Annotated in this window: 25 protein-coding genes and 1 other RNA gene; 10 read left to right on the top strand and 16 right to left on the bottom strand. The window is 55.8% G+C overall.

What is annotated here, in order from left to right; all coding sequences use genetic code 11:
• Positions 1-2: 2 nt before the first annotated feature.
• The 15 genes from lpxA to ACR0B8_RS04515 all read right to left on the bottom strand — a co-directional run bounded on the left by lpxA (position 3) and on the right by ACR0B8_RS04515 (position 13632).
• Positions 3-788: an acyl-ACP--UDP-N-acetylglucosamine O-acyltransferase gene (lpxA, locus tag ACR0B8_RS04585; RefSeq protein ID WP_480636581.1), complete on the bottom strand. Its 786-nt coding sequence runs from the start codon at positions 786-788 to the stop codon at positions 3-5.
• Complete coding sequence (fabZ, locus tag ACR0B8_RS04580; RefSeq protein WP_170513986.1) at positions 785-1258, bottom strand: 3-hydroxyacyl-ACP dehydratase FabZ; 474 nt, start codon at positions 1256-1258, stop codon at positions 785-787. The genes lpxA and fabZ overlap by 4 nt, the downstream gene beginning before the upstream one ends.
• 72 nt (positions 1259-1330) lie before the next feature.
• The gene (locus ACR0B8_RS04575; protein WP_170349401.1) at positions 1331-1897 is read right to left on the bottom strand and encodes an OmpH/Skp family outer membrane protein; all 567 of its coding nucleotides are present in this window, start codon (positions 1895-1897) and stop codon (positions 1331-1333) included.
• Between the two features lie 24 nt (positions 1898-1921).
• Positions 1922-4282 (bottom strand): outer membrane protein assembly factor BamA, encoded by a 2361-nt coding sequence (gene bamA / locus ACR0B8_RS04570; protein ID WP_170375233.1) that lies wholly within the window; start codon positions 4280-4282, stop codon positions 1922-1924.
• Between the two features lie 127 nt (positions 4283-4409).
• Positions 4410-4538, bottom strand: coding sequence for a hypothetical protein (locus ACR0B8_RS04565; protein WP_264187062.1), 129 nt, complete (start codon positions 4536-4538; stop codon positions 4410-4412).
• 90 nt (positions 4539-4628) lie between these two features.
• On the bottom strand, positions 4629-5981 hold the full coding sequence (gene rseP, locus ACR0B8_RS04560) for an RIP metalloprotease RseP (protein WP_226688478.1): 1353 nt from the start codon (positions 5979-5981) through the stop codon (positions 4629-4631).
• Positions 5982-5985: 4 nt separating this feature from the next.
• Positions 5986-7158, bottom strand: coding sequence for a 1-deoxy-D-xylulose-5-phosphate reductoisomerase (dxr, locus tag ACR0B8_RS04555; RefSeq protein WP_226688479.1), 1173 nt, complete (start codon positions 7156-7158; stop codon positions 5986-5988).
• The gene (locus ACR0B8_RS04550) at positions 7158-7940 is read right to left on the bottom strand and encodes a phosphatidate cytidylyltransferase (RefSeq protein ID WP_226688480.1); all 783 of its coding nucleotides are present in this window, start codon (positions 7938-7940) and stop codon (positions 7158-7160) included. Before ACR0B8_RS04550 ends, dxr begins: the two co-directional genes overlap by 1 nt.
• Positions 7937-8668, bottom strand: a complete 732-nt coding sequence (locus ACR0B8_RS04545) for an isoprenyl transferase (protein WP_170358372.1) — start codon at positions 8666-8668, stop codon at positions 7937-7939. Before ACR0B8_RS04545 ends, ACR0B8_RS04550 begins: the two co-directional genes overlap by 4 nt.
• 8 nt (positions 8669-8676) lie before the next feature.
• Positions 8677-9240 carry a ribosome recycling factor gene (gene frr / locus ACR0B8_RS04540; RefSeq protein WP_170348638.1) on the bottom strand — a complete coding sequence of 188 codons (564 nt, stop codon included), beginning with the start codon at positions 9238-9240 and terminating at the stop codon, positions 8677-8679.
• A gap of 186 nt (positions 9241-9426) precedes the next feature.
• On the bottom strand, positions 9427-10422 hold the full coding sequence (acuI, locus tag ACR0B8_RS04535; RefSeq protein WP_170348637.1) for an acryloyl-CoA reductase: 996 nt from the start codon (positions 10420-10422) through the stop codon (positions 9427-9429).
• A gap of 99 nt (positions 10423-10521) precedes the next feature.
• Positions 10522-11625, bottom strand: a complete 1104-nt coding sequence (locus ACR0B8_RS04530; protein ID WP_226688481.1) for a dimethylsulfoniopropionate demethylase — start codon at positions 11623-11625, stop codon at positions 10522-10524.
• Complete coding sequence (locus tag ACR0B8_RS04525; RefSeq protein ID WP_226688482.1) at positions 11626-12132, bottom strand: DinB family protein; 507 nt, start codon at positions 12130-12132, stop codon at positions 11626-11628. It lies immediately after the preceding gene.
• Complete coding sequence (locus tag ACR0B8_RS04520) at positions 12132-12836, bottom strand: DUF1326 domain-containing protein (RefSeq protein ID WP_170348634.1); 705 nt, start codon at positions 12834-12836, stop codon at positions 12132-12134. Before ACR0B8_RS04520 ends, ACR0B8_RS04525 begins: the two co-directional genes overlap by 1 nt.
• Positions 12837-12840: 4 nt before the next feature.
• Entirely contained in the window at positions 12841-13632 is a 792-nt protein-coding gene (locus ACR0B8_RS04515) for a DUF2182 domain-containing protein (protein WP_170358364.1), read from the bottom strand.
• A gap of 86 nt (positions 13633-13718) precedes the next feature.
• Here ACR0B8_RS04515 and ACR0B8_RS04510 point away from each other — a divergent pair, with 86 nt between their 5' ends.
• The 7 genes from ACR0B8_RS04510 (at position 13719) to ACR0B8_RS04480 (ending at position 18468) form a co-directional block, all read left to right on the top strand.
• Positions 13719-14450: a FadR/GntR family transcriptional regulator gene (locus ACR0B8_RS04510; RefSeq protein ID WP_226688483.1), complete on the top strand. Its 732-nt coding sequence runs from the start codon at positions 13719-13721 to the stop codon at positions 14448-14450.
• 10 nt (positions 14451-14460) lie between these two features.
• Positions 14461-14823: a DUF4345 family protein gene (locus ACR0B8_RS04505; RefSeq protein WP_226688484.1), complete on the top strand. Its 363-nt coding sequence runs from the start codon at positions 14461-14463 to the stop codon at positions 14821-14823.
• A gap of 36 nt (positions 14824-14859) precedes the next feature.
• Positions 14860-15207, top strand: a transfer-messenger RNA (tmRNA) gene (gene ssrA, locus ACR0B8_RS04500).
• 100 nt (positions 15208-15307) lie between these two features.
• Positions 15308-15739, top strand: a complete 432-nt coding sequence (locus ACR0B8_RS04495; protein WP_170358360.1) for an ester cyclase — start codon at positions 15308-15310, stop codon at positions 15737-15739.
• Between the two features lie 128 nt (positions 15740-15867).
• On the top strand, positions 15868-16683 hold the full coding sequence (locus ACR0B8_RS04490; protein WP_170358359.1) for a chromate resistance protein ChrB domain-containing protein: 816 nt from the start codon (positions 15868-15870) through the stop codon (positions 16681-16683).
• Positions 16680-17933: a chromate efflux transporter gene (gene chrA / locus ACR0B8_RS04485; protein ID WP_170358357.1), complete on the top strand. Its 1254-nt coding sequence runs from the start codon at positions 16680-16682 to the stop codon at positions 17931-17933. The genes ACR0B8_RS04490 and chrA overlap by 4 nt, the downstream gene beginning before the upstream one ends.
• A gap of 76 nt (positions 17934-18009) precedes the next feature.
• Positions 18010-18468: an SspB family protein gene (locus tag ACR0B8_RS04480; protein WP_226688485.1), complete on the top strand. Its 459-nt coding sequence runs from the start codon at positions 18010-18012 to the stop codon at positions 18466-18468.
• A gap of 12 nt (positions 18469-18480) precedes the next feature.
• Here the strand turns inward: ACR0B8_RS04480 and ACR0B8_RS04475 are convergent, their stop codons facing one another.
• Positions 18481-19008: a PH domain-containing protein gene (locus ACR0B8_RS04475; RefSeq protein WP_226688805.1), complete on the bottom strand. Its 528-nt coding sequence runs from the start codon at positions 19006-19008 to the stop codon at positions 18481-18483.
• 231 nt (positions 19009-19239) lie between these two features.
• On the opposite strand from ACR0B8_RS04475, the gene fumC reads away from it, so the two are divergent.
• From fumC to ACR0B8_RS04460, 3 genes are read left to right on the top strand one after another with little or no spacing between them, the layout of a single operon-like run.
• Positions 19240-20634 (top strand): class II fumarate hydratase, encoded by a 1395-nt coding sequence (gene fumC, locus ACR0B8_RS04470; RefSeq protein ID WP_170358351.1) that lies wholly within the window; start codon positions 19240-19242, stop codon positions 20632-20634.
• Positions 20634-20810: a DUF4169 family protein gene (locus ACR0B8_RS04465; RefSeq protein WP_170358349.1), complete on the top strand. Its 177-nt coding sequence runs from the start codon at positions 20634-20636 to the stop codon at positions 20808-20810. Before fumC ends, ACR0B8_RS04465 begins: the two co-directional genes overlap by 1 nt.
• A complete protein-coding gene (locus tag ACR0B8_RS04460; protein ID WP_170348623.1) occupies positions 20807-21028 on the top strand; it encodes a ribbon-helix-helix domain-containing protein in 222 nt (73 codons plus the stop codon). The genes ACR0B8_RS04465 and ACR0B8_RS04460 overlap by 4 nt, the downstream gene beginning before the upstream one ends.
• The last annotated feature ends 7 nt before the right edge of the window (positions 21029-21035 follow it).

Genomic DNA, 21035 nt, shown 5'->3' with positions numbered 1-21035 from the left:
ACCTATTTCCTCGGCGTCAGGAACGAGCGATCGGATTGCCCGGTCACGAAATCCACGATCCGCTGCACATATTCGCTTTCGTTGTCCACACCTACACGGTGCGCGCGTTCCATAAACGTGCCATCGCCAGTCGACAATTCGCGGAATGCAGCACGCAGGGCCGAGATATCCTCGCGCGAGACACCGCGCCGTTTCAAGCCAACCAGGTTCAGTCCGTCCAACTCACCCCGAGGCGCCTGAACCAGGCCATATGGGATCACGTCATTGGGCACCATAGTCAGTGCGCCGATGATCGCGCCACGGCCCACGCGCACCCATTGATGCAGGCCGGAAATTCCGCCCACGATCACATCATCCTCGATGACACAGTGACCCGCCGCGCCGGAATGGTTCACCATGATCACACGATCCCCGATCTGAACGTCATGCGCCACGTGCACACCTGCCATCAAAAGACAATCGTCGCCGATCCGGGTCACACCGCCGCCGCCCTCGGTTCCGGTATTCACCGTCACATGTTCACGAATGCGGTTACGCTTGCCGATCTCAAGCCGCGTATTCTCACCCCCGAATTTCAGGTCCTGCGGAATTTCTCCGATTACCGAGAAATTGAAGATCACGGTCTCATCACCGATCTGGGTGTCGCCGGTCACGACGACATGGGACTTCAATTCTACCCGGTCGCCCAGCTTAACCTGACTGCCGACAAAGCAGAATGGTCCGATGGAGCAGCCTTCACCGATCTGCGCACCGTCTTCGATGATTGCGCTTGGGTGGATGCCGCTCATGTTGTCTTTTCCATGTCCCAGTCGACATAGGCCGAAAATTCGGCTTCGGCTGCGACTTCGCCATCAACCGTCGCCCGGCCGCTGAACTTGAAGATCTTACCACCCTTCTTACCGCGCACGGTATCCACGTGCATTTCAAGCACATCGCCAGGGATCACTTTGCGGCGGAATTTGCACTTGTCGATGTTCATGAAATAGATCAGCAATTCGCTGTCGATCACGTCCATACCGACGCCCAGCATCACACCTGCAGTTTGCGCCATCGCTTCAACAATGGTCACGCCGGGCATGATCGGCGTTCCGGGAAAATGGCCCTGAAAATGTGGTTCGTTCATTGTGACATTCTTGATGCCAACGGCCGATTGATAACCCGAGATATCAACCACCTTGTCGACCAGCAGAAACGGATAGCGGTGCGGCAAAATCCGTTGGATCAACTGGATGTCGGCGCTTTTGGTTTCCGTGCTCATGGTGTTGTAGTCCCATTCTGGATTTCTGTTTGCGGCGTGGTTAGCAATACCGCGCCCTAAGGGCAAGCAAACCTATTCACTGGCCCCATTTTCAACGGCACTGCCGTCGCCGATCGCCGCATTGATCCGCGCAATGGCGGCATCGGTGATATCGGTTCGATCCGAACTGAGGAAAACGCTGGATCGTTCAATAATGATCGAAGCGCCGGATTCGCGTAGCAGGTCAATCAAAACCGGCCGTGCAAGTTCCAGAAACATCTGCCGAGCCTCTTCACTGCGTCGTGCCAACACGTCCAGTTTTGCGCGCTGCCCCTCCCGATGCGACTGAACCTTTTCGTCAAAGGCATCGGCCAGGGGGCGAAATTCTTCGGCCGTCATGGTCGCACGCTGTTCCGTCAGAACCTTTTCCTCTCGGCTCAGCTCGGCCACGATCCGTTCGTTTTCTTCCCCTAAAAGAACGCCTTCGGCCTCGATCTCTCGAAGGACACGTTGACCAAAGGCAGATTCAGCAAACAAACGCTCGCTGGACAACGTCACCACGCTGCTTTGCGGAACCCCCAATTGTTGGGCCGCTACTGGCTCCGAAAAGACAAGGGTCAGAAATACACACAGGGCCCATAAAGGGCCCTGCAGTTTCATGAACACAGTTTTCAACATTCAGGATCAGAACCGAGCCTGAACCGTCAGGTCGAAGTTCTGCTCTTTGTCAAAGTCTTCCTTTTTCAACGCTTTCGAGAAGTTGAAGCGCAGCGGACCAAACGGCGTTTCCCACAGAACCGACACACCAATTACGTGGCGGATCGAGCCGTCTTCGCCGACGATATTGGCACCGGCCGTATTGACGTCGTTAAGATTGTACAAGTTACCAAAGTCGTAGAACACGCCGCCACGCAGACCGAATTCTTCGGGCAGACCCAGCGGGAAATCCGACTCCAAACGCGCAACCCAATAGTAATTGCCCCCGATCGCGTCATCCTGTCCGTTGGACAAGTCGCGCGGACCAAGACCCGCGGGCTCGAACCCGCGGAAGATGCTGGGCCCCAAAACAAAGCGGTCGATAGTGCGGCTGAAATCATCACCTCTCCAGTGCAGCGCACCGACTTCCATCGACGCACGCAGAACAACTTCTTCGTTCCAGACACGTGTCTGGGCGACACCACGGGCCGTCGTCTTGAAGTATTCGTTGTCGCCGCCCAGTCCTGCAGCATCAATACCGGCCTCAAAAAGGACGCCTGCATTCGGGTTCAGACCTCCGATCCGGCTGTCATAAACGTACGAGAGACCCAGAGAACTGGTGGTACGCTCACCCTGATCGATTTCCGACGAAATGACTGCACCGTTAGTTTCGTCACCTTGCTGGGTCATTTCGCTGTTTTGCCAACCATAGCGCAGACGCAGGGATGACAACTCGCCAATCGCATAGCTCAACTGAGGCCGGAAGAATAGCGTCTCAGTGTCATAACTGGCAAAGCTTGAATTGGTCGTCGACAGACCCAATCCCAGATCAAACCGAAGTTTGCGCCCCAGCAGGTAAGGTTCCGAGAAGTTCAACGTGTACTGTTCGGCATCCTGGGCAGTCGACAAATTGACGCCAATTGTTTGCCCGCGTCCCAGGAAGTTAGATTCCTGAAGGCCAATCGCAACCCCGAAACCATCAGAAACCGAGTAGCTACCACCCAGGCTCAGCGAACCCGTCGGCTGTTCCTCTACATCCACATCCACAATCACCTGGCTGGGCGAAGACCCTTCGCGCGGTTCGACATCGGCCGCAGCAAAGAAACCCAAGGCCCGGATACGTTCGGCGGCCTGACGGATCTCACGCGGGTTAAAGGGGTCACCTTCCACCGTATCGAATTGACGACGGATCACGCGGTCAAGCGTGGTTGTGTTGCCTTCGATATCGATCCGCTCGACAAAAATCCTTGGGCCTTTGGTCAGAACAAACTGCACATCCAGAGTCAGGTCACGTGCGTTGCGCGTCACGCGCGGCTCCACACGCAGGAAATCGACGCCCTGCTTGATGCCGAGACGTTCCATCCGCGCAATCGAGTTTTCGATCAGCATCGGAGTGTAAGTCACTCCCGGTCGAATTTTCAGTGCATCCTGATACGGAGCAGGATCCACACCCGGAATTTCGCTGACAGTGCTGATCTGCCCAAATGAGAATTTTTGACCTTCGGTGATGTTCATCACCAAGAAGAAAGCGTCGCGCTCGCGAGTGAATTCCACATTTGCGCTGTTCACGCGGAAATCGACATAACCACGCGACAAGTAGAAATCCCGAATGACCTGTTTGTCGAATTCGATCCGGTCAGCAATGAAAGTATCGCTGCTTACAAACGTCCGCAGGATATTCGCCTGTTTCGATTCCAGAACCCTGCGCAGGCGCCGGTCAGAATAAGCTCGGTTGCCGACAAAACTCACACGCTCGACTTCGATCGTGGTCCCTTCTGCGACCTCGAATACCAGATCGACACGGTTGTCACTGCGGCGAATGATGCGGGGAATGACCGTTGCAGACACCCGTCCCTGAGACGAGTAGATCTCGGCGATCAGGTCGGCGTCAGCCTCCGCGACTTGCGGTGTAAAGACGCGGCGTGGCTCTGATGAGATCGCTTCAAGCAGCACGTCGTCTTTTACGCGGCTGTTACCTTCAACGCTGATCTGATTGATTGTCGGATATTCTTCAACTTCGATAACCAGCGTACTGCCACGCGGCGTCAATTCGACTGTCTCAAAAACACCACTGTCAAGCAAACGCTGATACGCATCGTTCAATTCGCCCGCTGTGACCGACTGGCCCGGCTCGATTCCTGTACGTTCAATAATGGTCGAGGTTTCGATACGTCGGTTGCCTTCGACATCGAACGAATTAAAGACGAAATTTTGCGCCCACGCGGCCTGCGGAAACGGTACAAAACCTACCAATGTAAGAAGGAATATTAACGTTAGTGACCGCCACAAAATCTTGTTTTTCGGCTTCTGCCCACCGCAGGATGTGCCCGCGCCTCGCCTATCAGTCATATTTTTCACTACCCAATATTTTTGGACTTTAAAGCTGATTAGCGAGAATATTTAGCCTTGTCAAAAGACCAAAACAGAAAGCGGCCCGTAGGCCGCCTTGTGTAGTTTCAATAACAGGTCTTAAGAATCACATAGTGATCAAATAGGCCCAACCGCCCATTGCCACGGCAGTCACACCGAAGAACAGCAATGTATCCCAGTTCAACACGAACAAGCACCCAAAGCTTTTGGCGGATTTACGCAGGGCCTTTGTCATAACTACCTCTGACACGGTTCAATTACCGGCTATTAACCTAAGCTGGAATTGGGGCGGAATTGGGGCATTTTCTTGTGAACGATGCCACAATCAGCAGAACAGATCGTTCGTAACCGAAAAGACCATAAGTCCAAGGATCAACGATACGCCAACCCCCATAAGTACGCGCAGTACACCGTCGCTGGGTGGTTTGCCTGCAATAGCCTCATACGCATAGAATACCAGATGGCCCCCATCCAATGCCGGAATGGGAAACAGGTTCAGCAAGCCTACGGCGGTTGACAGAACGGCAATAAAGAAAATGAAATTCTGAGCACCCTGACTGGCCATAGCGCCCGAAGTTTCCGCAATGCCGATGGGACCGGAAATGTTGCAGGTGCTGATCGCCCCCGTCACCATATGCCAGACGCCCGACAAAGAGCCGTCAACGATACGAATGGTCTGCTGCACACCGCCGGAAAGAGATGCCAGAAGGCCCGCGGGTTCCGTCGCTGGTTCCAAAGCCATTCCACCCACAATCCCGATGCGCCAATGGGTCACAAAGCCACCTTCCGGCTGCGGCTCATCCGTGCGACGCGGGGCCAGGGCAAATTCAAGCTCGGCCCCGTCGCGCCAAACGTTCAGCAACAGAACCTTGCCGTCCGATCCCTCTACATGTTCTTTGAGCTGCTCAAAGGCAAAGATAGGATCGCCGTTGACGGCCGTGATAACGTCGCCCGACTTTAGATCGATATCCATGGCTGCACTGCGTGGAACGACCTGTTGGATCAGCGCCGGGAACAACCAGGGGCCGGATACATCCAGTGTCTGCCCATCGCGGATCACCGTGTAATCCAACTCCGGTTCAACAGGCAGTGCATCCGTAAAATCAGACCAGGCCCCCTGCTGATCAAAATCAGGAACGGGAAGACCCGCAATTGCGACGATTTCATCCCCGTCCTGCAATTCCTGCACCGAACCGGGCAACGAGCGCAATTCGCCGACTGTAAAAGGATCGCGCGTAACGCCCTGAGACATAAAAATCAGGCCAAACACCACAATGGACATCACAAAGTTGAACACCGGCCCTGCGGCAACGGTAGCTGCCCGCGCCCACAAGGGCGCGCCGTGCATGGTGCGGCGCAGCTCTTCGGGGGTTTGCTCGGTGATTTCCTGCATTGCGCCTTCGTCCTTGCCGGATGCGGCGTTGGCATCCCCAAGGAATTTGACATACCCGCCGAAAGGCAAGGCTGCGATCTGCCAACGTGTTCCGCGTTTGTCGATACGGCTCCACAATACCGGGCCAAACCCGACCGAGAACACCTCGGCATGGATACCGGACCAACGCCCGACGATATAATGGCCGTATTCATGTACCGCGACGATGACGGACAGGGCGATCACAAAGGCAACGATGGTATAAAGCAAGTTGCCGAATTGAGGGATCAGAGAGAGTACGTCCAAGTTTCTATCCTGCTTTCTGCATCACGGCTTCTTCTGCCCACTTACGTGCCAGATGGTCCGTTTGCAGTACGTTATCAAGGGTTAAAGAGGCATCAAGAAGGCCGTCTGACGTCTCAAATCTGTCCAATACACTTTCAACGATCTGGGCCATCTCTGGAAAACTGACCCCGCGTGCGATGAACAGGTCCAGCGCCCGCTCTTTCGCGGCGTTGAACACCGCACCTGACAGACCGCCGCGCTGCATCACGTTACGGGCGAGGCGCAGCGCTGGATAGCGGGTCTCGTCCGGGTCCTGAAAGCGCAACTGACCCAGTTTCGCCAGGTTCAGACGTTCGACCGGTAGCTTGCGCCGATCCGGCCAGTGCAGCGCATAGCCAATTGCATGGCGCATATCCGGTGCGCCCATATGAGCCATGACCGCGCCGTCATTGAACCCAACCAGCGAATGCACGATGGATTCGGGATGCACCAACACTTCGATCTGATCAGGGGAAACACCAAAGAATTCCCGCGTTTCAATCACTTCTAGCGCTTTATTGAACATCGAAGCGCTGTCTATGGTGATCCGCTGACCCATATCCCAGTTCGGATGGCTCGAGGCTTGCTCGACCGTGGCATTGACCAGATCGCTCAACGGCCAATCGCGGAACGCGCCACCGCTGGCGGTGATAATGATCCGTTCAACTGCATCCATATCCTCGCCCACCAGCGCCTGGAACACGGCAGAGTGTTCGCTGTCCACCGGCAAAAGTCGGGCATTGTGTTTTCGCGCCGTTTCCAACACCAACGGTCCGGCACAAACGAGCGTTTCCTTGTTTGCCAGGGCTAGGGTCGCACCTTGTTTCAATGCCTCAAGACCCGGTGGCAATCCGGCCGCACCGACGATGGCCGACATGACCCAATCCGCTGGCCTCGCTGCCGCTTCGGTCAGCGCAGCCTGTCCGGCCGCAGCCTCGACACCGCTGCCGGATAGTGCAGCACGCAGGTCCTCGAGCTGATCCTCATGCGCGGTCACGGCCAAATCAGCCTGCAGTCGGCGTGCATCGTCGGCGAGCTTTTCGATATTTGCACCGCCGGTCAATGCCACCACGTCATAGGCCGACGGATTCCGGTCAATCAGGTCGATTGTGTTCTGTCCGACCGATCCGGTCGCGCCGAAAATGGAAACTCTGCGCATTACATGCCCCCGGGGGAGTAAATCAAACCCGCAATCAGAACGAACAAGGCCGCCCCCATCATCCCGTCAAACCGGTCGAGAAATCCGCCATGTCCCGGGATCAGGTTCGAACTGTCCTTGACCCCGAATTTCCGTTTGGTCGCACTTTCGACGATATCTCCGGCTTGACTGGCCATCGAGGCCAAAACCGAGATCACAACAAACATGAACCCAAATCCGGCATAGATCGCAAAAACAGCCCCCACAATGGCTGCTGCGGCCCAGCCTCCGGCAGTGCCCGACCATGTTTTCTTGGGGCTGACCTTGGGCCAAAACTTTGGGCCCCCAAAGGTTTTGCCAACAAAATACCCGGCGACATCCGTCGCCACGACCACCGAAATCAGCCAAACCATCCAGCCAAAGCCCATCGTCTCGCGGATAGAGATGAAGCCCAGACCAGCTGCCGCAATCCAGACGGCAAATAGCGCATAAGTCGTTTTCGAACGACCGACCTGCCCCGCCCCAACCAAAGCCGGAGCCACCAGAACCGGAAGCTTAAAAAGCGGCGGCACGTGGTAGCTGATCAAGACGGCCACTCCGGTCAGAATGCCAAGCTGAACGCGCACGCCGACCTTGTCCGGGTCGATCATCCGCACCAGCTCCCAGGTCATCAAACCGCAGGCAATTGCGATGAATGCTTCGAACCAAAGGCCGCCCAGCCAAACCTCGACCGAACCGATGGCAATTAAAACGGCTGCGGACAGAATCCGGGCGCTTAGGTCAGACCATCGGCCGTCGCTCATACCCGCACTGCCCCAAACCGGCGCTCGCGAGAGCCAAAGTTGCGACACAGCCGTTCCAGCTCGGCCGCTGTGAAATCCGGCCAGAGCGTGTCGATGAATTCATATTCGGAATAGGCCGATTGCCACAGCAGAAAGTTGGATATCCGCGCCTCACCACTGGTCCGGATAACCAGATCGGGATCAGGAAGAACATGCGTGTCCAAATACTTGGGCAGAGTTTCTTCATCAACATCTTCGGGGCGCAACCGTCCTTCGGCCACGTCCAGCGCAAGACGTTTGGTGGCACGCGCAACCTCATCCCGACCGCCGTAATTCAGGGCGACTGTCAAGTGAACCAGATCGTTATTCTTGGTCTCTTCCTCCAGCGCGTCCATCAAGGCAATCAGCTTGGCGTCCAATCGAACGCGATCCCCAATGAACCGAACCCGGATACCATTTTCCTTCAGAGTCCGGGTTTCTTTGATGATGTAGCGCCGAAATAGGCTCATCAGCCCGGCAACCTCGGCCTGCGTGCGTTTCCAGTTCTCGGTCGAAAAGGCAAAAACCGTAAGGTATTTGATTCCAAGTTCCGGGCAGGCCTCAACCACCTCGCGCACGCGCCGCGCCCCGGCGTGGTGTCCGAACAGTCTTGGCCGACCACGCGCCTGCGCCCAGCGACCATTTCCGTCCATGATAATAGCGACATGGCGCGGCCCAAGCGCGGGCGAAGTATGAGGGGTGTTGAGCATTCCCTGTCTCAGACCTGCATGATCTCGGCCTGCTTGGTCTCAAGCGCGGCGTCTACAGATTTGATCATCTCATCGGTCAGGTCCTGAACCTCGGATTCCCAGAATTTCTGATCATCCTCGGACATACCGTCCGCTTTGGCTTTTTTGACCTGATCCATCCCGTCGCGGCGCACATTCCGGATCGAGACACGGGCGTGTTCAGCGTATTGCCCGGCAACTTTGCCCAATTCGCGGCGGCGTTCTTCGTTCAGTTCCGGGATCGGCAGCATGATGATCGTACCGTTCAGCTGCGGATTGATCCCCAGCCCGCTTTCGCGGATCGCCTTTTCAACCTTGCCTACCAGACCCTTGTCCCAGACGTTGACGGTCACCATGCGCGGTTCGGGTACATTCACCGTCCCAACCTGATTGATCGGAGTCATCGAGCCATAGGCATCCACCATCACCGGCTCAAGCATCGAGGCCGACGCCCGCCCGGTCCGAAGCGAGGCGAATTCGGTTCTGAGGTTGGCCATGGCGCCTTCCATGCGCCGTTTCAGATCATCGGTATCCAGTTCGAAATCGTCAGACATGCTGCTCACTCCCCGTATTCAGGTGCTGTTTGCATGGCTTCTAAGCCATCGCAATTGGGATGTATAGCAATGATGATGTGGAAATGCGCCATTGACCAGAGGTGTCTTCAGCATTTTTTCGGTTGATTAAATACCAAACAGACCAGCCGACATCCTAGTCGGCGGGTCTGAAGGAAGCTTTTCCGATCAGGCGTTTACGTCAACGACGACGCGGCCTTTGACCTGACCTTTCAGAATATCGGCGCCCAGTTGCGGCAGATCGTTAAGGGTTGCAGGCTGAACCATTGCCTCAAGCTTATCCATCGGCAGATCGGTGGCGATACGTTGCCACGCCCGGACACGATTTTCATAAGGCTGCATCACGCTGTCGATGCCCAGCAGATTTACGCCGCGCAGAAGGAATGGAATGACCGTCGCAGGCAAAGCAGCACCACCCGCCAACCCCACAGCCGCGACCGAGGCGCCGTATTTCATCTGCCCCAGGACGCGCGCCAGCATCTCTCCTCCGACCGCATCAACGCAGCCAGCCCAGCTTTCGCTTTCCAGAGGCCGCTTGGTGGTTTCGTTCAGCTCTTCCCGCGGGACGATTGTGCTGGCCCCCAGAGATTTCAAGTAATCCCCCGCCTCGGGTCGACCGGTAACAGCTGCCACTTCGTAGCCAAGATTGGACAGAATGGCCGTGGCCACAGATCCGACCCCACCTGCGGCCCCGGTTACCAAAACCGGCCCGTGATCGGGTGTCATTCCGTGATCCTCAAGCGCCATCACAGCCAGCATCGCAGTAAATCCGGCCGTGCCTACAGCCATTGCCTGGCGAGCATCCAAGCCATCGGGCAAGGGCACCAACCAATCGGCCAGTGCATTGGCTTTCTGCGAATACCCGCCCCAATGCGCCTCACCCACGCGCCAGCCGGTTAAAACTACCTTGTCACCGGGCTTATAGCGGTCATCTGATGACGCTTCGACGGTCCCGGCATAGTCAATGCCCGGTACATGTGGGTAGTTGCGCACCAGCCCGCCACCCTTTGGCGACGTACACAAACCATCCTTGTAATTCACCGTCGAATACTCGACCGCCACGGTCACGTCACCATTTGGCAAATCATCCAGAGACAACTGCTTGACCGAGGGGCTGGCCAAGCCGCTCTCTTCATCCTTTTCCATCACCAATGCGTTGAACATCCGATTTCCTTTCGTTTTCCTAGCGCCAGGCCGTTCTACGCCTGGCTGAATGAGTTCGGGTGCGCCGTGTAGCGACGAGGGCGACGCCCAAACCCTCCCTTAGATCCAGAAACGCTCCTGCACTGTGGCGCGGCGCATGCCGTCTGGTGTTTCAACCTCGACAATCGTTCCTGCTTCCCAGTGGCTTAATCGCAGCATGCCGATTGAGACATTCGTCCCGAAATCCGGGGACCACGCGGCTGAGGTCACCTGCCCCACACGCCTTCCACCTGCGAACACAGACCACGGTCGGTCGCAGGGCGGTACTGCGTTGCCCTCAATCGCAATTGGACGAATCTGCTGTACCGGGCCTTCCTTAGCCACACGCAACAATGCATCCCGACCGATACACCCAATCGCGGTGTGAGTATTACAGAACTTGCCCAAACCACATTCGTGCGGCGTGTTGTCGTCGGTCATGTCATTGCCATAAGACAGCAAACCACCTTCGATCCGCTCGATCAGGTTGGGACAGCCCGCCCGCACCTGTAGGTCCTCACCCGCCGCAAAAAGGGCGTTCCACAACGGCATGCCTATTTCAGTGCCTTCGACATAGATCTCGAACCCACCCTGTTTTGAATAACCCGACCGAGCCACGGCCAGGTCACGCCCTTCGAATTCGAACATATCGAATTTGAAAAACCGGATATCCCGCACGCGATCCCCGAATACGCGCACCATCAGGTCATCCGCCTTGGGCCCCTGAACCGCCAAGGGCGACACGTCGGGTTCATCCACCAGAACATCCAGCCGATACCCGTTGGCGACCCCTTTGACCCAAAAAAGCAGGTCACTGTCAGCAATGGAAATCCACCAACGATCATCGGACAACTTCACCGCCACAGGATCGTTCAGCATCCCACCGGTTTCATCGACGATGGGCACGTAAAAGCACTGCCCCGGCAGCATCCCCCGCAGATCACGCGGCGTCAGCATTTGCATCAATCTGCCCGCGTCCGGGCCGCGCAGCTCAACCTGCCGTTCACAGGAAACATCCCAGACCTGAACGTGGGATTTCAGATGCCTGTAATCTGCCTCGACGCTTTCGAAAACTGTGGGCAATAACATGCGGTTATAGACCGTGTATGCTTTAACTCCCGCAGCCTCGACACCGTCTGAGAAGGGCGTACGCCGCAACCGGCGGGATAAGGAAATTTGCGGCATTCAAACCTCCTTTGGCATAAACACCAAATCGCTAACAGGTGCGGCTGATCCGGTCTCGGTCAGCATTTGGTGCAATTGCCCGCGATGATGGGTCTGATGGTTGAACATATGGATGACGCATTGCGCGTAGGGCAATGTAACGTCAGCTTCTTTTGCCGCCGAGAACCACGTGAATTCACCAGTCAGAAGGTCCTCTTCAAGCGATCCAGCCCAATTGGAGATGCGGGCGTCGACTGTTTTGCACAGCGGCAACCACTCGGCCAGATCAGGGCACAAAGACACACTTTCCGGGATGCCGCCACCTGGACCATCGCTTTGATCAAAACGCGAAATCCAAATCCAGTTACCCCACAAAAGATGGTTAGCAGTCCCCATGATCGAGCCAAAAAAAGCGCCGCGATCTTTCGCTAACTCCTCGGGTGTCAGGTCTTGAAGAAAAGCGGACAACTGGCTGTTCTGCCATTGATTATACCGCGCCATTTCCTGTGCATAGGCCCCGGTGATCATTATTTTGGTCCATGCCAGTCAATCGGGCAAATCTCGGCCGATTTACCGCCGAAATCCCAGACGCGGCCGTAATCACGCACCTTGGATTTGGTTCCACGCGCTACGATGATATCCGGTCCCATCCAGTATTTCGAGTTCGAAACCATCACCGGATGCTCGGGGTCTTTACCCGCCAACATCTCAATCTCGCCCTGAATCTTGCGACCGATTACGATGCGGCGCTTGTTGCCATCGCGTTCGATCTGGACAGGGGCCCGCTCGGCCCCGATGATCTCGCTGACCAGCATGGTGAACAGACCAGTTGTACCGCCCGCCTGCCCGCTGAAGATTTGCAGCAGACCGTTATAGGCCTTGCCGCTAGCGCGTTCATCGACATAGGCCGCGACTTTCCACTGGCCCTCGCCCATGCGACCGGGAATATCGACCAGCAGACCAACGTTCAAACCCGACAGGTCCTCGCCCTCGTAATGGCCTTCATCGATGATGACCCCCATCCACGCGTGGCAATGCCCTTCGGTCGGAGGATGCGCCCCCAGTGATACAACGCAGGGGCAAAACACATCGCACGAGCAGTTGAGGATCAACTCTCCCTTGATGACCCAATCAGTAGGACTCATCTCGCGCCGCTTGGGATTTGGCATACGACTGTCGATACGTTGGCTGATCGGCAACCTGTCGGCTTCAGGTTTTCTGTTCTTAGCCATATACTTATCCTCCGAAAATAAAGGGATAGATCAACAGGAGAATTCCCCCTGCAACTAGAGCAAACCCCATTGGTCGCGTCACTGCGTGACCGATCTGAGGCAATTTTTCCAAAACCATGAACAGAGTCGCCAACCCCATCCAAAGCAAGCTCATGACGCCTCCAACGAAACCCAGCGCCATAAAGCCCCAACAACATCCGACGCAGAAAGCGCCCAGCCCCAGGCCCATGCGCAACCCGCCTGTGAAACCGGTTTTCCAATGAACTAGAAAATAGGTCATGGGCGCGTGGCAAACTCCGTGGCAGACCTCTTTCGCGCGGGTGAACTGAAAAGCGCCAACTGCGATCATCAAACCACCGGCCACAAAGCTGGATTTGGCGATGCCCAGCATGTCGACAACGCCACCGAACAGTAAAACCAGCTGAACCCCCGTGATCAGCGCCGCGAACCCGACCCAGACGATGAAATACCCCGCCAGAACGCCCAGCCAACCAGCTCGTGTGCCATTGGCGCTGTGGATCAGGTCATCATAGCTGCGCAAGGTCGGCACAAGGGTCGGCAACATCATTGCGGCCATCATGATGGCCCACATCCAGAACAGCGGGCTAAATTCGGCCATCGGCATGTACATATCCATGCGCGGATCCATGGCGGCCATCGCTTGCCCCATTGGGCCGGGGCGCCCGATCCAATCCAGATCCATTCCGCGGCTCATGGTGAACATCATCCACCAGGCCCACAGAATCAGGCTGTAAAACCCAAGCCACAAACCGCTGCGTAGAACTGCGCGACTCATGCGTCCCTCCCGACTCAGTCCTTGCAATTCAAATGTCAGACTTTTAAATGTCAGACAAATAAAATCTTACCAACGGTCCCCGGAATATGAAAATCGACCCACGAAAACCCGCCGATTTGTCTGCGCAAATCGCGCAGGCCATCCGTGATGCCATCATCTCGGGTGAATTGATCGTGGATGAGCGTTTGCCGTCCGAGGCAGAACTGTCCGATCAGTTTCAGGTCTCACGCCCCACGGTGCGCGAGGCATTGAAACGTCTAGCCGCGCAATCCTTGATCCGAACGCAGCGGGGTGCCAGCGGGGGGGCTTTTGTTAATCGGATCAGCTTTGAGGATGCGCATTCGCAGCAAATCACAACCTCAACACTGTTATTGTCGATGAATGAGGTCAGCTTTGATACTGCCTGCGAGGCCCGATTTTCGTTGGAACGCGCCTGCGCGCCTTTGTCTGCGCAACGCCGTACTTCGGATCAACTGGCCACCATGCGGGCCGAGATTTTCCGTCAGGCACAGCCTGGGCTTTCGGATGAGGCCTTTTGCGCTTCAGACGTCACATTCCATCGGGCCTTGGTAGATGGTGCCGACAACCCGGTGCTCTCTTACCAGTTGGCCGGCGCTGTCGAGGCCATGCAGCCCTTGATGAACATGATCACCTTCACCGCCCGATCGCGTGAACAAATCATCTCCTTGCACAATCAGATTGCCGATGCGCTGGAAGAAAGGGATGCGGCAAAGGTAGATGCAAAACTAGTTGAGCTAGAAGAATACACCCGTAAGCTGGCCCAGGATGTCGCCCAGCAACATCGTAAACCTGCTTGATGAGGGACAGATGACAACAGCGCTGAACGTAATTGCCGCCCTCTTGACCATAGGTTTTGGCCTCTTCGGATTTCTGGCGCCCGCGTTCACTGCGGCCTCGTTGGATTTGACACCAACCGACAGCAACATGGGTCTCAGCGAGATGCGCGCATCAGTCGGTGGGCTATTTGTCGTAACCGGCGCGGTGGTGCTGTGGCTGAACAATCCTATGGCTTATGCCATGTTGGGCGTTGTTTATGCGGGCGCGGCGCTTGGGAGGTTTGTCTCGGTCATTTTTGATAATCCGCCACTCATCAAAGCCATGACATTTGGAGGAATCGAATTGGCCCTGTCGCTGTGGTTGATCTTGGCGAACATCAACAGGGCTGCGTAAGCATCTGTTTTTAAAGCAAGCGTAGATTGGAATTCCTAGTTTGCATCCACGCGCGCGCTCACCTATATAGGATATGTCTTTCGGGACTATGGACATAAACGCGCTCGTAATAAGCGGATCGGACCCGGGGGCGGTACCCGGCGGCTCCACCAACCATCCTTCGTTTGAGGATTTTGGGGCCGAAATAGGATCGACGAACGTCTAAAGGGGTTAGCTTTGTCTCGGCTGTCTGCCACCGTTACCGGCGAAAATAGTACAATTGCAAACGACAATCGTGCTCCGGTTGCAGTTGCTGCGTAAGCAGTAACAAGACCGAAACTTAAGTCCTTGCGCCTAGCCGCGTAAGGCGGGGTTCGCAGGTACCTGGCAACAGAAACCTGCATTTTCTCCCTAATGTCTGCTGTTTAACCCTGATCTTGTTCACGTTCAGAGTTTATTCACCCTTTGGTCTCATGCTGACCCCGACAGAAAAAGGAGAGTCGGGATGTCCCATACAGATGTCGTCAAAGGATGGTATTCCGAGGTTTGGGAAAACGGGAACCTTGATGCGATAGATCAGTATTTTAGCGCTGATACGATGGCCGAAGGGTTGATCCCCGAAATGCAGGTCGGCGCGGATGATTTCCGCGATCTGGTCATGGCGTTTCGTCACGTTCTTGGGGACATCAAGGTCGAAATTCCAAAGATCGTCGAAGATGGGGACTGGGTTTCTGCCATTTTGCATGTCAGCACGACGCGGGCCGACAATGGCGCCCCGCTAATGGCCACTGGCAGCGTGTTCGCGCGGGTCAAGGACGGTCGCATGGTCGAGGCTTATAACCAATTCGACTTCATCTCTTTGTTCGAACAACTCGGGCAGTTTCCGCAAGACACCTTGCCTGTCTGCATGACAGGTCAAAGGCTCGATTGGGTGTAACACGGTTCAGGCAATCTTGACCCCTTTGGCGCTTAGCCGTAAGCAAAGATCATGGGGTAAGATTGCGAACGCCCCGTGAGGCGCCAGCCCAAGTTTCGCATGTATCCGCCCAAAACAGGAGACATGCTATGCCTGCGCCCAATTCAATTACACCTAAACAGCTGATGCGCCTACTCGGAACGCCACAGGCTCCGGTTTTGGTCGACATTTGTCTGGATGAGGATTTCACAGCCGATCCCTTTCTGATCCCCGGCTCATTGCGTCATCCCGGCAAAGATATCGACGGGATCGCCGAAAGGATTGGCGACCGTGCGGCTGTCATCATTTGCCAAAAGGGCAAAAAGCTCAGCCAAGGGGTTGTCTCTTGGCTGAGAAGCAAAGGTTGTGTGGCGGAATACCTGGAAGGTGGTATGTTTGGCTGGCGGGAAATGCCCGACGCGCCGCGGGTTCCAGCCTCGGCCGTACCATGGCACGAGGGTGGTCGATCCGTCTGGGTCACGCGTCACCGGCCCAAAATCGATCGGATCGCATGCCCCTGGCTGATCCGCCGCTTTGTCGACCCGGACGCGCAGTTTCTATTCGTGGCACCGTCCGAGGTGCAAGCCACCGCCGAGGCCTTTGACGCAACGCCGTTCGATATAGAGGATACGTTTTGGTCCCACAGACAGGATCGCTGCACATTTGACACCATGCTGGACGAATTTCAGCTGCGCATGCCGGCGCTTGACCGATTAGCCACGGTCGTTCGGGCCGCCGACACCAATCGCCATGATCTCGCCCCCGAAGCCGCCGGGCTATTGGCAATCTCTGTCGGCTTGTCACGCCAGTACCGCGACGATCACCAAAACCTCGAGGCAGGGCTGCACTTGTATGACGCACTGTACCGCTGGGCGCGGGACGGGTTTGACGAGGGGCACGACTGGCCAACGGATCGCAAATCATGACGCCATCCCTTTCAGACCTTGTCCGGGTGTTTGGCCGCATCGGGTTGCTGTCGTTCGGAGGGCCGGCCGCGCAAATCTCACTGATGCACCAGGAACTGGTCGAGAGACGCCCGTGGCTGGACGAACAGGCTTATCTGCGCGCCTTGTCCCTGTGCATGCTTCTGCCCGGCCCCGAGGCCATGCAACTGGCCACTTATGCCGGTTGGCGTCTGCGTGGTGTGACCGGCGGGTTGATCGCAGGTGCCCTTTTCGTACTACCGGGTGCATTTGTCATCGCCATTCTCGTGGGGCTTTATGCTGCGTTTGGCGACCTGCCAGTGGTGCAGGCTGGTTTTTTGGGTGTGAAAGCGACTGTGATTGTCATCGTTCTTCAGGCCCTTAGGAGCCTGTCGCGCAAAGCGCTGACCGATACGCAACACCGTGCGATCGCTGGGTTGGGTTTTCTTGCGATTTTCGCGCTGAACCTTCCCTTTCCGCTGATCATTCTGGCGGCAGCTATCTGGGGCTATGTCACGTTTAACGGCGAGGTCACCACCGCAGATGCACCCCCTGCCCCAAAGGTCAAAGGAATGCTCGGCACCGCCGCAATTTGGCTGGTTCTGTGGCTGGGGCCACTGTTGGCATTGACCTTGGCGGGACAAAAACTGTTGAGCGATCTGGGCTGGTTTTTTGCTCGCCTTGCCGTTGTCACGTTTGGCGGGGCCTATGCCGTTCTGGCCTATATGACCCAGACCGTGGTTGAAAAATATCAATGGGTCAGCACAGATCAGATGATCGACGCGCTGGGTCTGGCCGAAACGACTCCGGGGCCGTTGATTCTGGTGACACAGTTTGTCGCCATGTTGACCGGTCAAATCAACGGCGGGGCGCCGCTTGCGATTGCGGCTGGAGCGGTTGCCCTTTGGGCCACATTTGTACCGTGTTTTCTTTGGATTTTTTTGGCCGCCCCCTATCTGGACCAATTGGCGACCCGTCCAAGGTTGTCCGCCGCGCTGCACGGGATTACTGCCGCTGTGGTAGGTGTGATTCTTAACCTGTCAGTGTGGTTCAGCCTGAACGTTCTGTTTCAGACTATTCCCCAACAGTCCTGGGGTCCGGTGACCATCCCCAGGCCCGATCCAGCCACCCTGGATCCTGCCGCTCTGATCCTGACACTATTGGCTGGGCTATTGATTTTTAAGTTTAAATTTGGGATGGCAACAACTCTGGTCATCATGGCCATGATTGGAACGGGAATTCACTTCCTTTGAACAATCCTCGCATACCTGGTCTTTCGTTTCCGTCGAAATCCCCTATGCTGAGGGTAACCACTTTTGAGGATGACACATGTCGCAAGACATCGATTATGGAAACCTGATGCACACCGCGATGCGCGGGCTCATCAAATCCGTTCTGGACAGCGTTGCCGATAATGGCCTGCCTGGGGCGCATCATTTCTTTATCACCTTTGATACGCGTCAGGATGGCGTTGAGCTGGCGGATTGGCTGCGCGAGCGGTACCCTGAAGAGATGACAATTGTCATGCAGCACTGGTTCGAAAATCTAGAGGTCGGCGACGAAGGCTTTGCCATCACGCTGAACTTTGGAGACGCACCGGAACCGCTATACATCCCATATGCGGCGATCAAAACCTTCGTCGACCCATCCGTCGAATTCGGCTTGCGGTTTGAAAGCCCCGATGATGAGGAAGAAGCCGACCCCATCATCGAGGAATCAATCGAGGTTGAGGAAGGGGCAGATCAACAAGACGCCGAGGTCGTCTCGCTGGACAGTTTCCGCAAATAATTGCTCAATAGACTATTGTTTTTTAAGAAAAGTCTCGACCGAACGGGACTTTTCCCCATTGCGGAACCGCGAAAACGACAGGTCCAGACCGCCCTCAGCCAATGTACGGTCATATTGCTGCAATTCGTAGTCGCCTGTTTCGCCGATAAACAGGGAAAATACGGTTAGAGTATCACCTTGGATCCGGCCCCAGACAAAGGGTTCGCCCTGCATCGGGTCAAGCGGTACTTCGTGACCGAACACATTGCGTTTCATCGCAGCCGAAAAAACATCTGCCCGGTCGGACTGTTTGAAATCAATCGAGAATTTCTGTTCCTTGATGCGGCCATCCGCCTTGTAGGTCGTTGTGGTCCAACTGATGTTAAAACCGTTCTTCATCTCGTGAATCGACACGCTCATGTCGCGTGGCGTTTCGGTACCGTCATCATCGACAACACTTGCAGATCCAACATAGTCGCCGACAAAAGGCGAAATATCCGCCGCTTGGACAGGAACGCCAGATAATGCGATCAAAAACAGGAAGCCCAGCGAAAAGACTATATATTTCAAGAAATAAGTCTGAACCAATTTGCCCACCGGAGCCTCCAATATGGTGATCCTATTATTGTAGCGGACACGTATGCACGCACAATGCGATTCACAAGAAATTTCACCGTCCCTTCCACCTATACCTCTGGCACCCTTAAGTTTATGGTGCGCGCAACTGGCCGATTGCTCTGCAACTATGTTGCGGGTAAATGGCATACGAACGTATACACTACGGAGTGACAGATGTCTCAGACCCGCACCGAATCCGACAGCTTTGGCCCGTTGGAGGTTCCTTCTGACAAGTATTGGGGTGCCCAAACGCAGCGATCGATCATGAACTTCCCGATCGGTTGGGAAAAGCAACCCGTTGCCATCGTGCGCGCGCTGGGCGTGATCAAAAAAGCCTGTGCGATGGAAAACAAAGCCATTGGTAAGCTGGATGCAAAGATCGCGGATGCTATCATTCAAGCCGCTGGCGAAGTGATCGAAGGCAAGTTTGACGACAATTTTCCTCTGGTCGTCTGGCAGACCGGTTCGGGTACGCAGTCGAACATGAACTCGAACGAGGTGATCGCCAACCGCGCGATCGAAATCCTGGGCGGCGTTATTGGTTCGAAAGAGCCTGTTCACCCCAACGACCACTGCAACATGGGCCAATCGTCGAACGACACCTTCCCCACTGCCATGCATATCGCCACCGCGATGAGCGTGCGCGATGTGCTGTTGCCGGGTCTTGAAAAATTCGCTTCGGCGCTGGAAGCCAAAGCAAAAGAGTTTGCAGGCATCATCAAAATCGGCCGGACCCATACTCAGGACGCGACGCCACTGACGCTAGAACAGGAATTTGGCGGTTATGCGCACCAGATCCGTCAGGGTATCGCCCGTGTCCATGCGTCGATGCCCGGAATTTATGAACTGGCGCAAGGTGGTACGGCTGTTGGTACTGGCCTGAACACCCATAACGGCTGGGATGAGGCCGTGGCCAAGAACATGGCAGACATCACCGGCCTGCCCTTCATCACCGCACCGAACAAGTTCGAGGCACTGGCCGCCCATGACGCCATGGTGTTCCTGTCGGGCGCTTTGGCGACCATCGCGGGCTCTTGCTATAAAATCGCCAACGACATCCGTCTGCTGGGTTCCGGCCCGCGCTCGGGTCTGGGTGAGTTGATCTTGCCGGAAAACGAACCTGGTTCGTCAATCATGCCGGGTAAGGTGAACCCAACACAGGCCGAGGCGCTGACCCAAGTGGCCGCGCATGTCATGGGCAATGACGCAGCGATGAAGTTTGCCGGTTCGCAAGGTCACTTCCAGCTGAACGTCTATAACCCGATGATGTCCTATAACCTGCTGCAATCGATTCAACTGCTGGGCGACGCAACCGATAGCTTTACCGAGCGGATGCTGCTGGGCATCAAGGCTAATGAGCCGCGCATCGACAAGCTGATGAAGGAATCGCTGATGCTGGTGACCGCTCTGGCCCCGACGATTGGCTATGACAACGCCACAAAGGTTGCCAAAACCGCACACAAAAACGGCACCACCCTCAAGGAAGAGGCCATCGCCCTGGGTTTTGTGGATGAAGAGACCTTTGACGCCGTTGTCCGCCCCGAACATATGATCGGCCCGAAAGACTGATGGGTAAGCCGGTCAATCTGAACCGGTACAGAAAAGCAAAGGCTCGGGCCGAGAAAAAGGCCCGCGCCGACCAGAACGCTGTCAAATTCGGGCGCAACAAGGTCGAAAAGGTCGAGGCCAAGTTCGAGCAGGACAAACAGCGCCGCGACATGGACAATCACGAGTTGGATGAATGAGCGGTCGCCCGGTCAAACGCTCACTGACTTTGAAAGGTCATCGCACTTCGGTGTCCCTTGAGGATGAGTTCTGGCAAGCCTTTCGCGACATTTCGAAAGAAAAAGAAATGGCAATAAATGCGTTGGCGGCTGAGATTGACGTCGAACGTGACCCCGATATCGGTCTAGCTTCAGCCATTCGCGTCTATGTTCTGAATTGGTACCGCACCCGCGATTGATGCTTGT

The organism is Ruegeria sp. BH6 (assembly GCF_056538105.1).
The sequence above is the reverse complement of the archived record's forward strand: the minus strand, read 5'-3'. Positions and strand labels throughout refer to the sequence as shown.

Excerpts from the sequence above, each read along its gene's own strand:
- lpxA (WP_480636581.1), bottom strand. The coding sequence starts at position 788 with ATGAGCGGCATCCACCCAAGCGCAATCATCGAAGACGGTGCGCAGATC.
- fabZ (WP_170513986.1), bottom strand. The coding sequence starts at position 1,258 with ATGAGCACGGAAACCAAAAGCGCCGACATCCAGTTGATCCAACGGATT.
- ACR0B8_RS04575 (WP_170349401.1), bottom strand. The coding sequence starts at position 1,897 with ATGAAACTGCAGGGCCCTTTATGGGCCCTGTGTGTATTTCTGACCCTT.
- bamA (WP_170375233.1), bottom strand. The coding sequence starts at position 4,282 with ATGACTGATAGGCGAGGCGCGGGCACATCCTGCGGTGGGCAGAAGCCG.
- ACR0B8_RS04565 (WP_264187062.1), bottom strand. The coding sequence starts at position 4,538 with ATGACAAAGGCCCTGCGTAAATCCGCCAAAAGCTTTGGGTGCTTGTTC.
- dxr (WP_226688479.1), bottom strand. The coding sequence starts at position 7,158 with ATGCGCAGAGTTTCCATTTTCGGCGCGACCGGATCGGTCGGACAGAAC.
- ACR0B8_RS04550 (WP_226688480.1), bottom strand. The coding sequence starts at position 7,940 with ATGAGCGACGGCCGATGGTCTGACCTAAGCGCCCGGATTCTGTCCGCA.
- ACR0B8_RS04545 (WP_170358372.1), bottom strand. The coding sequence starts at position 8,668 with ATGCTCAACACCCCTCATACTTCGCCCGCGCTTGGGCCGCGCCATGTC.
- frr (WP_170348638.1), bottom strand. The coding sequence starts at position 9,240 with ATGTCTGACGATTTCGAACTGGATACCGATGATCTGAAACGGCGCATG.
- acuI (WP_170348637.1), bottom strand. The coding sequence starts at position 10,422 with ATGTTCAACGCATTGGTGATGGAAAAGGATGAAGAGAGCGGCTTGGCC.
- ACR0B8_RS04530 (WP_226688481.1), bottom strand. The coding sequence starts at position 11,625 with ATGCCGCAAATTTCCTTATCCCGCCGGTTGCGGCGTACGCCCTTCTCA.
- ACR0B8_RS04525 (WP_226688482.1), bottom strand. The coding sequence starts at position 12,132 with ATGATCACCGGGGCCTATGCACAGGAAATGGCGCGGTATAATCAATGG.
- ACR0B8_RS04520 (WP_170348634.1), bottom strand. The coding sequence starts at position 12,836 with ATGGCTAAGAACAGAAAACCTGAAGCCGACAGGTTGCCGATCAGCCAA.
- ACR0B8_RS04515 (WP_170358364.1), bottom strand. The coding sequence starts at position 13,632 with ATGAGTCGCGCAGTTCTACGCAGCGGTTTGTGGCTTGGGTTTTACAGC.
- ACR0B8_RS04510 (WP_226688483.1), top strand. The coding sequence starts at position 13,719 with ATGAAAATCGACCCACGAAAACCCGCCGATTTGTCTGCGCAAATCGCG.
- ACR0B8_RS04505 (WP_226688484.1), top strand. The coding sequence starts at position 14,461 with ATGACAACAGCGCTGAACGTAATTGCCGCCCTCTTGACCATAGGTTTT.
- ACR0B8_RS04495 (WP_170358360.1), top strand. The coding sequence starts at position 15,308 with ATGTCCCATACAGATGTCGTCAAAGGATGGTATTCCGAGGTTTGGGAA.
- ACR0B8_RS04490 (WP_170358359.1), top strand. The coding sequence starts at position 15,868 with ATGCCTGCGCCCAATTCAATTACACCTAAACAGCTGATGCGCCTACTC.
- chrA (WP_170358357.1), top strand. The coding sequence starts at position 16,680 with ATGACGCCATCCCTTTCAGACCTTGTCCGGGTGTTTGGCCGCATCGGG.
- ACR0B8_RS04480 (WP_226688485.1), top strand. The coding sequence starts at position 18,010 with ATGTCGCAAGACATCGATTATGGAAACCTGATGCACACCGCGATGCGC.
- fumC (WP_170358351.1), top strand. The coding sequence starts at position 19,240 with ATGTCTCAGACCCGCACCGAATCCGACAGCTTTGGCCCGTTGGAGGTT.
- ACR0B8_RS04465 (WP_170358349.1), top strand. The coding sequence starts at position 20,634 with ATGGGTAAGCCGGTCAATCTGAACCGGTACAGAAAAGCAAAGGCTCGG.
- ACR0B8_RS04460 (WP_170348623.1), top strand. The coding sequence starts at position 20,807 with ATGAGCGGTCGCCCGGTCAAACGCTCACTGACTTTGAAAGGTCATCGC.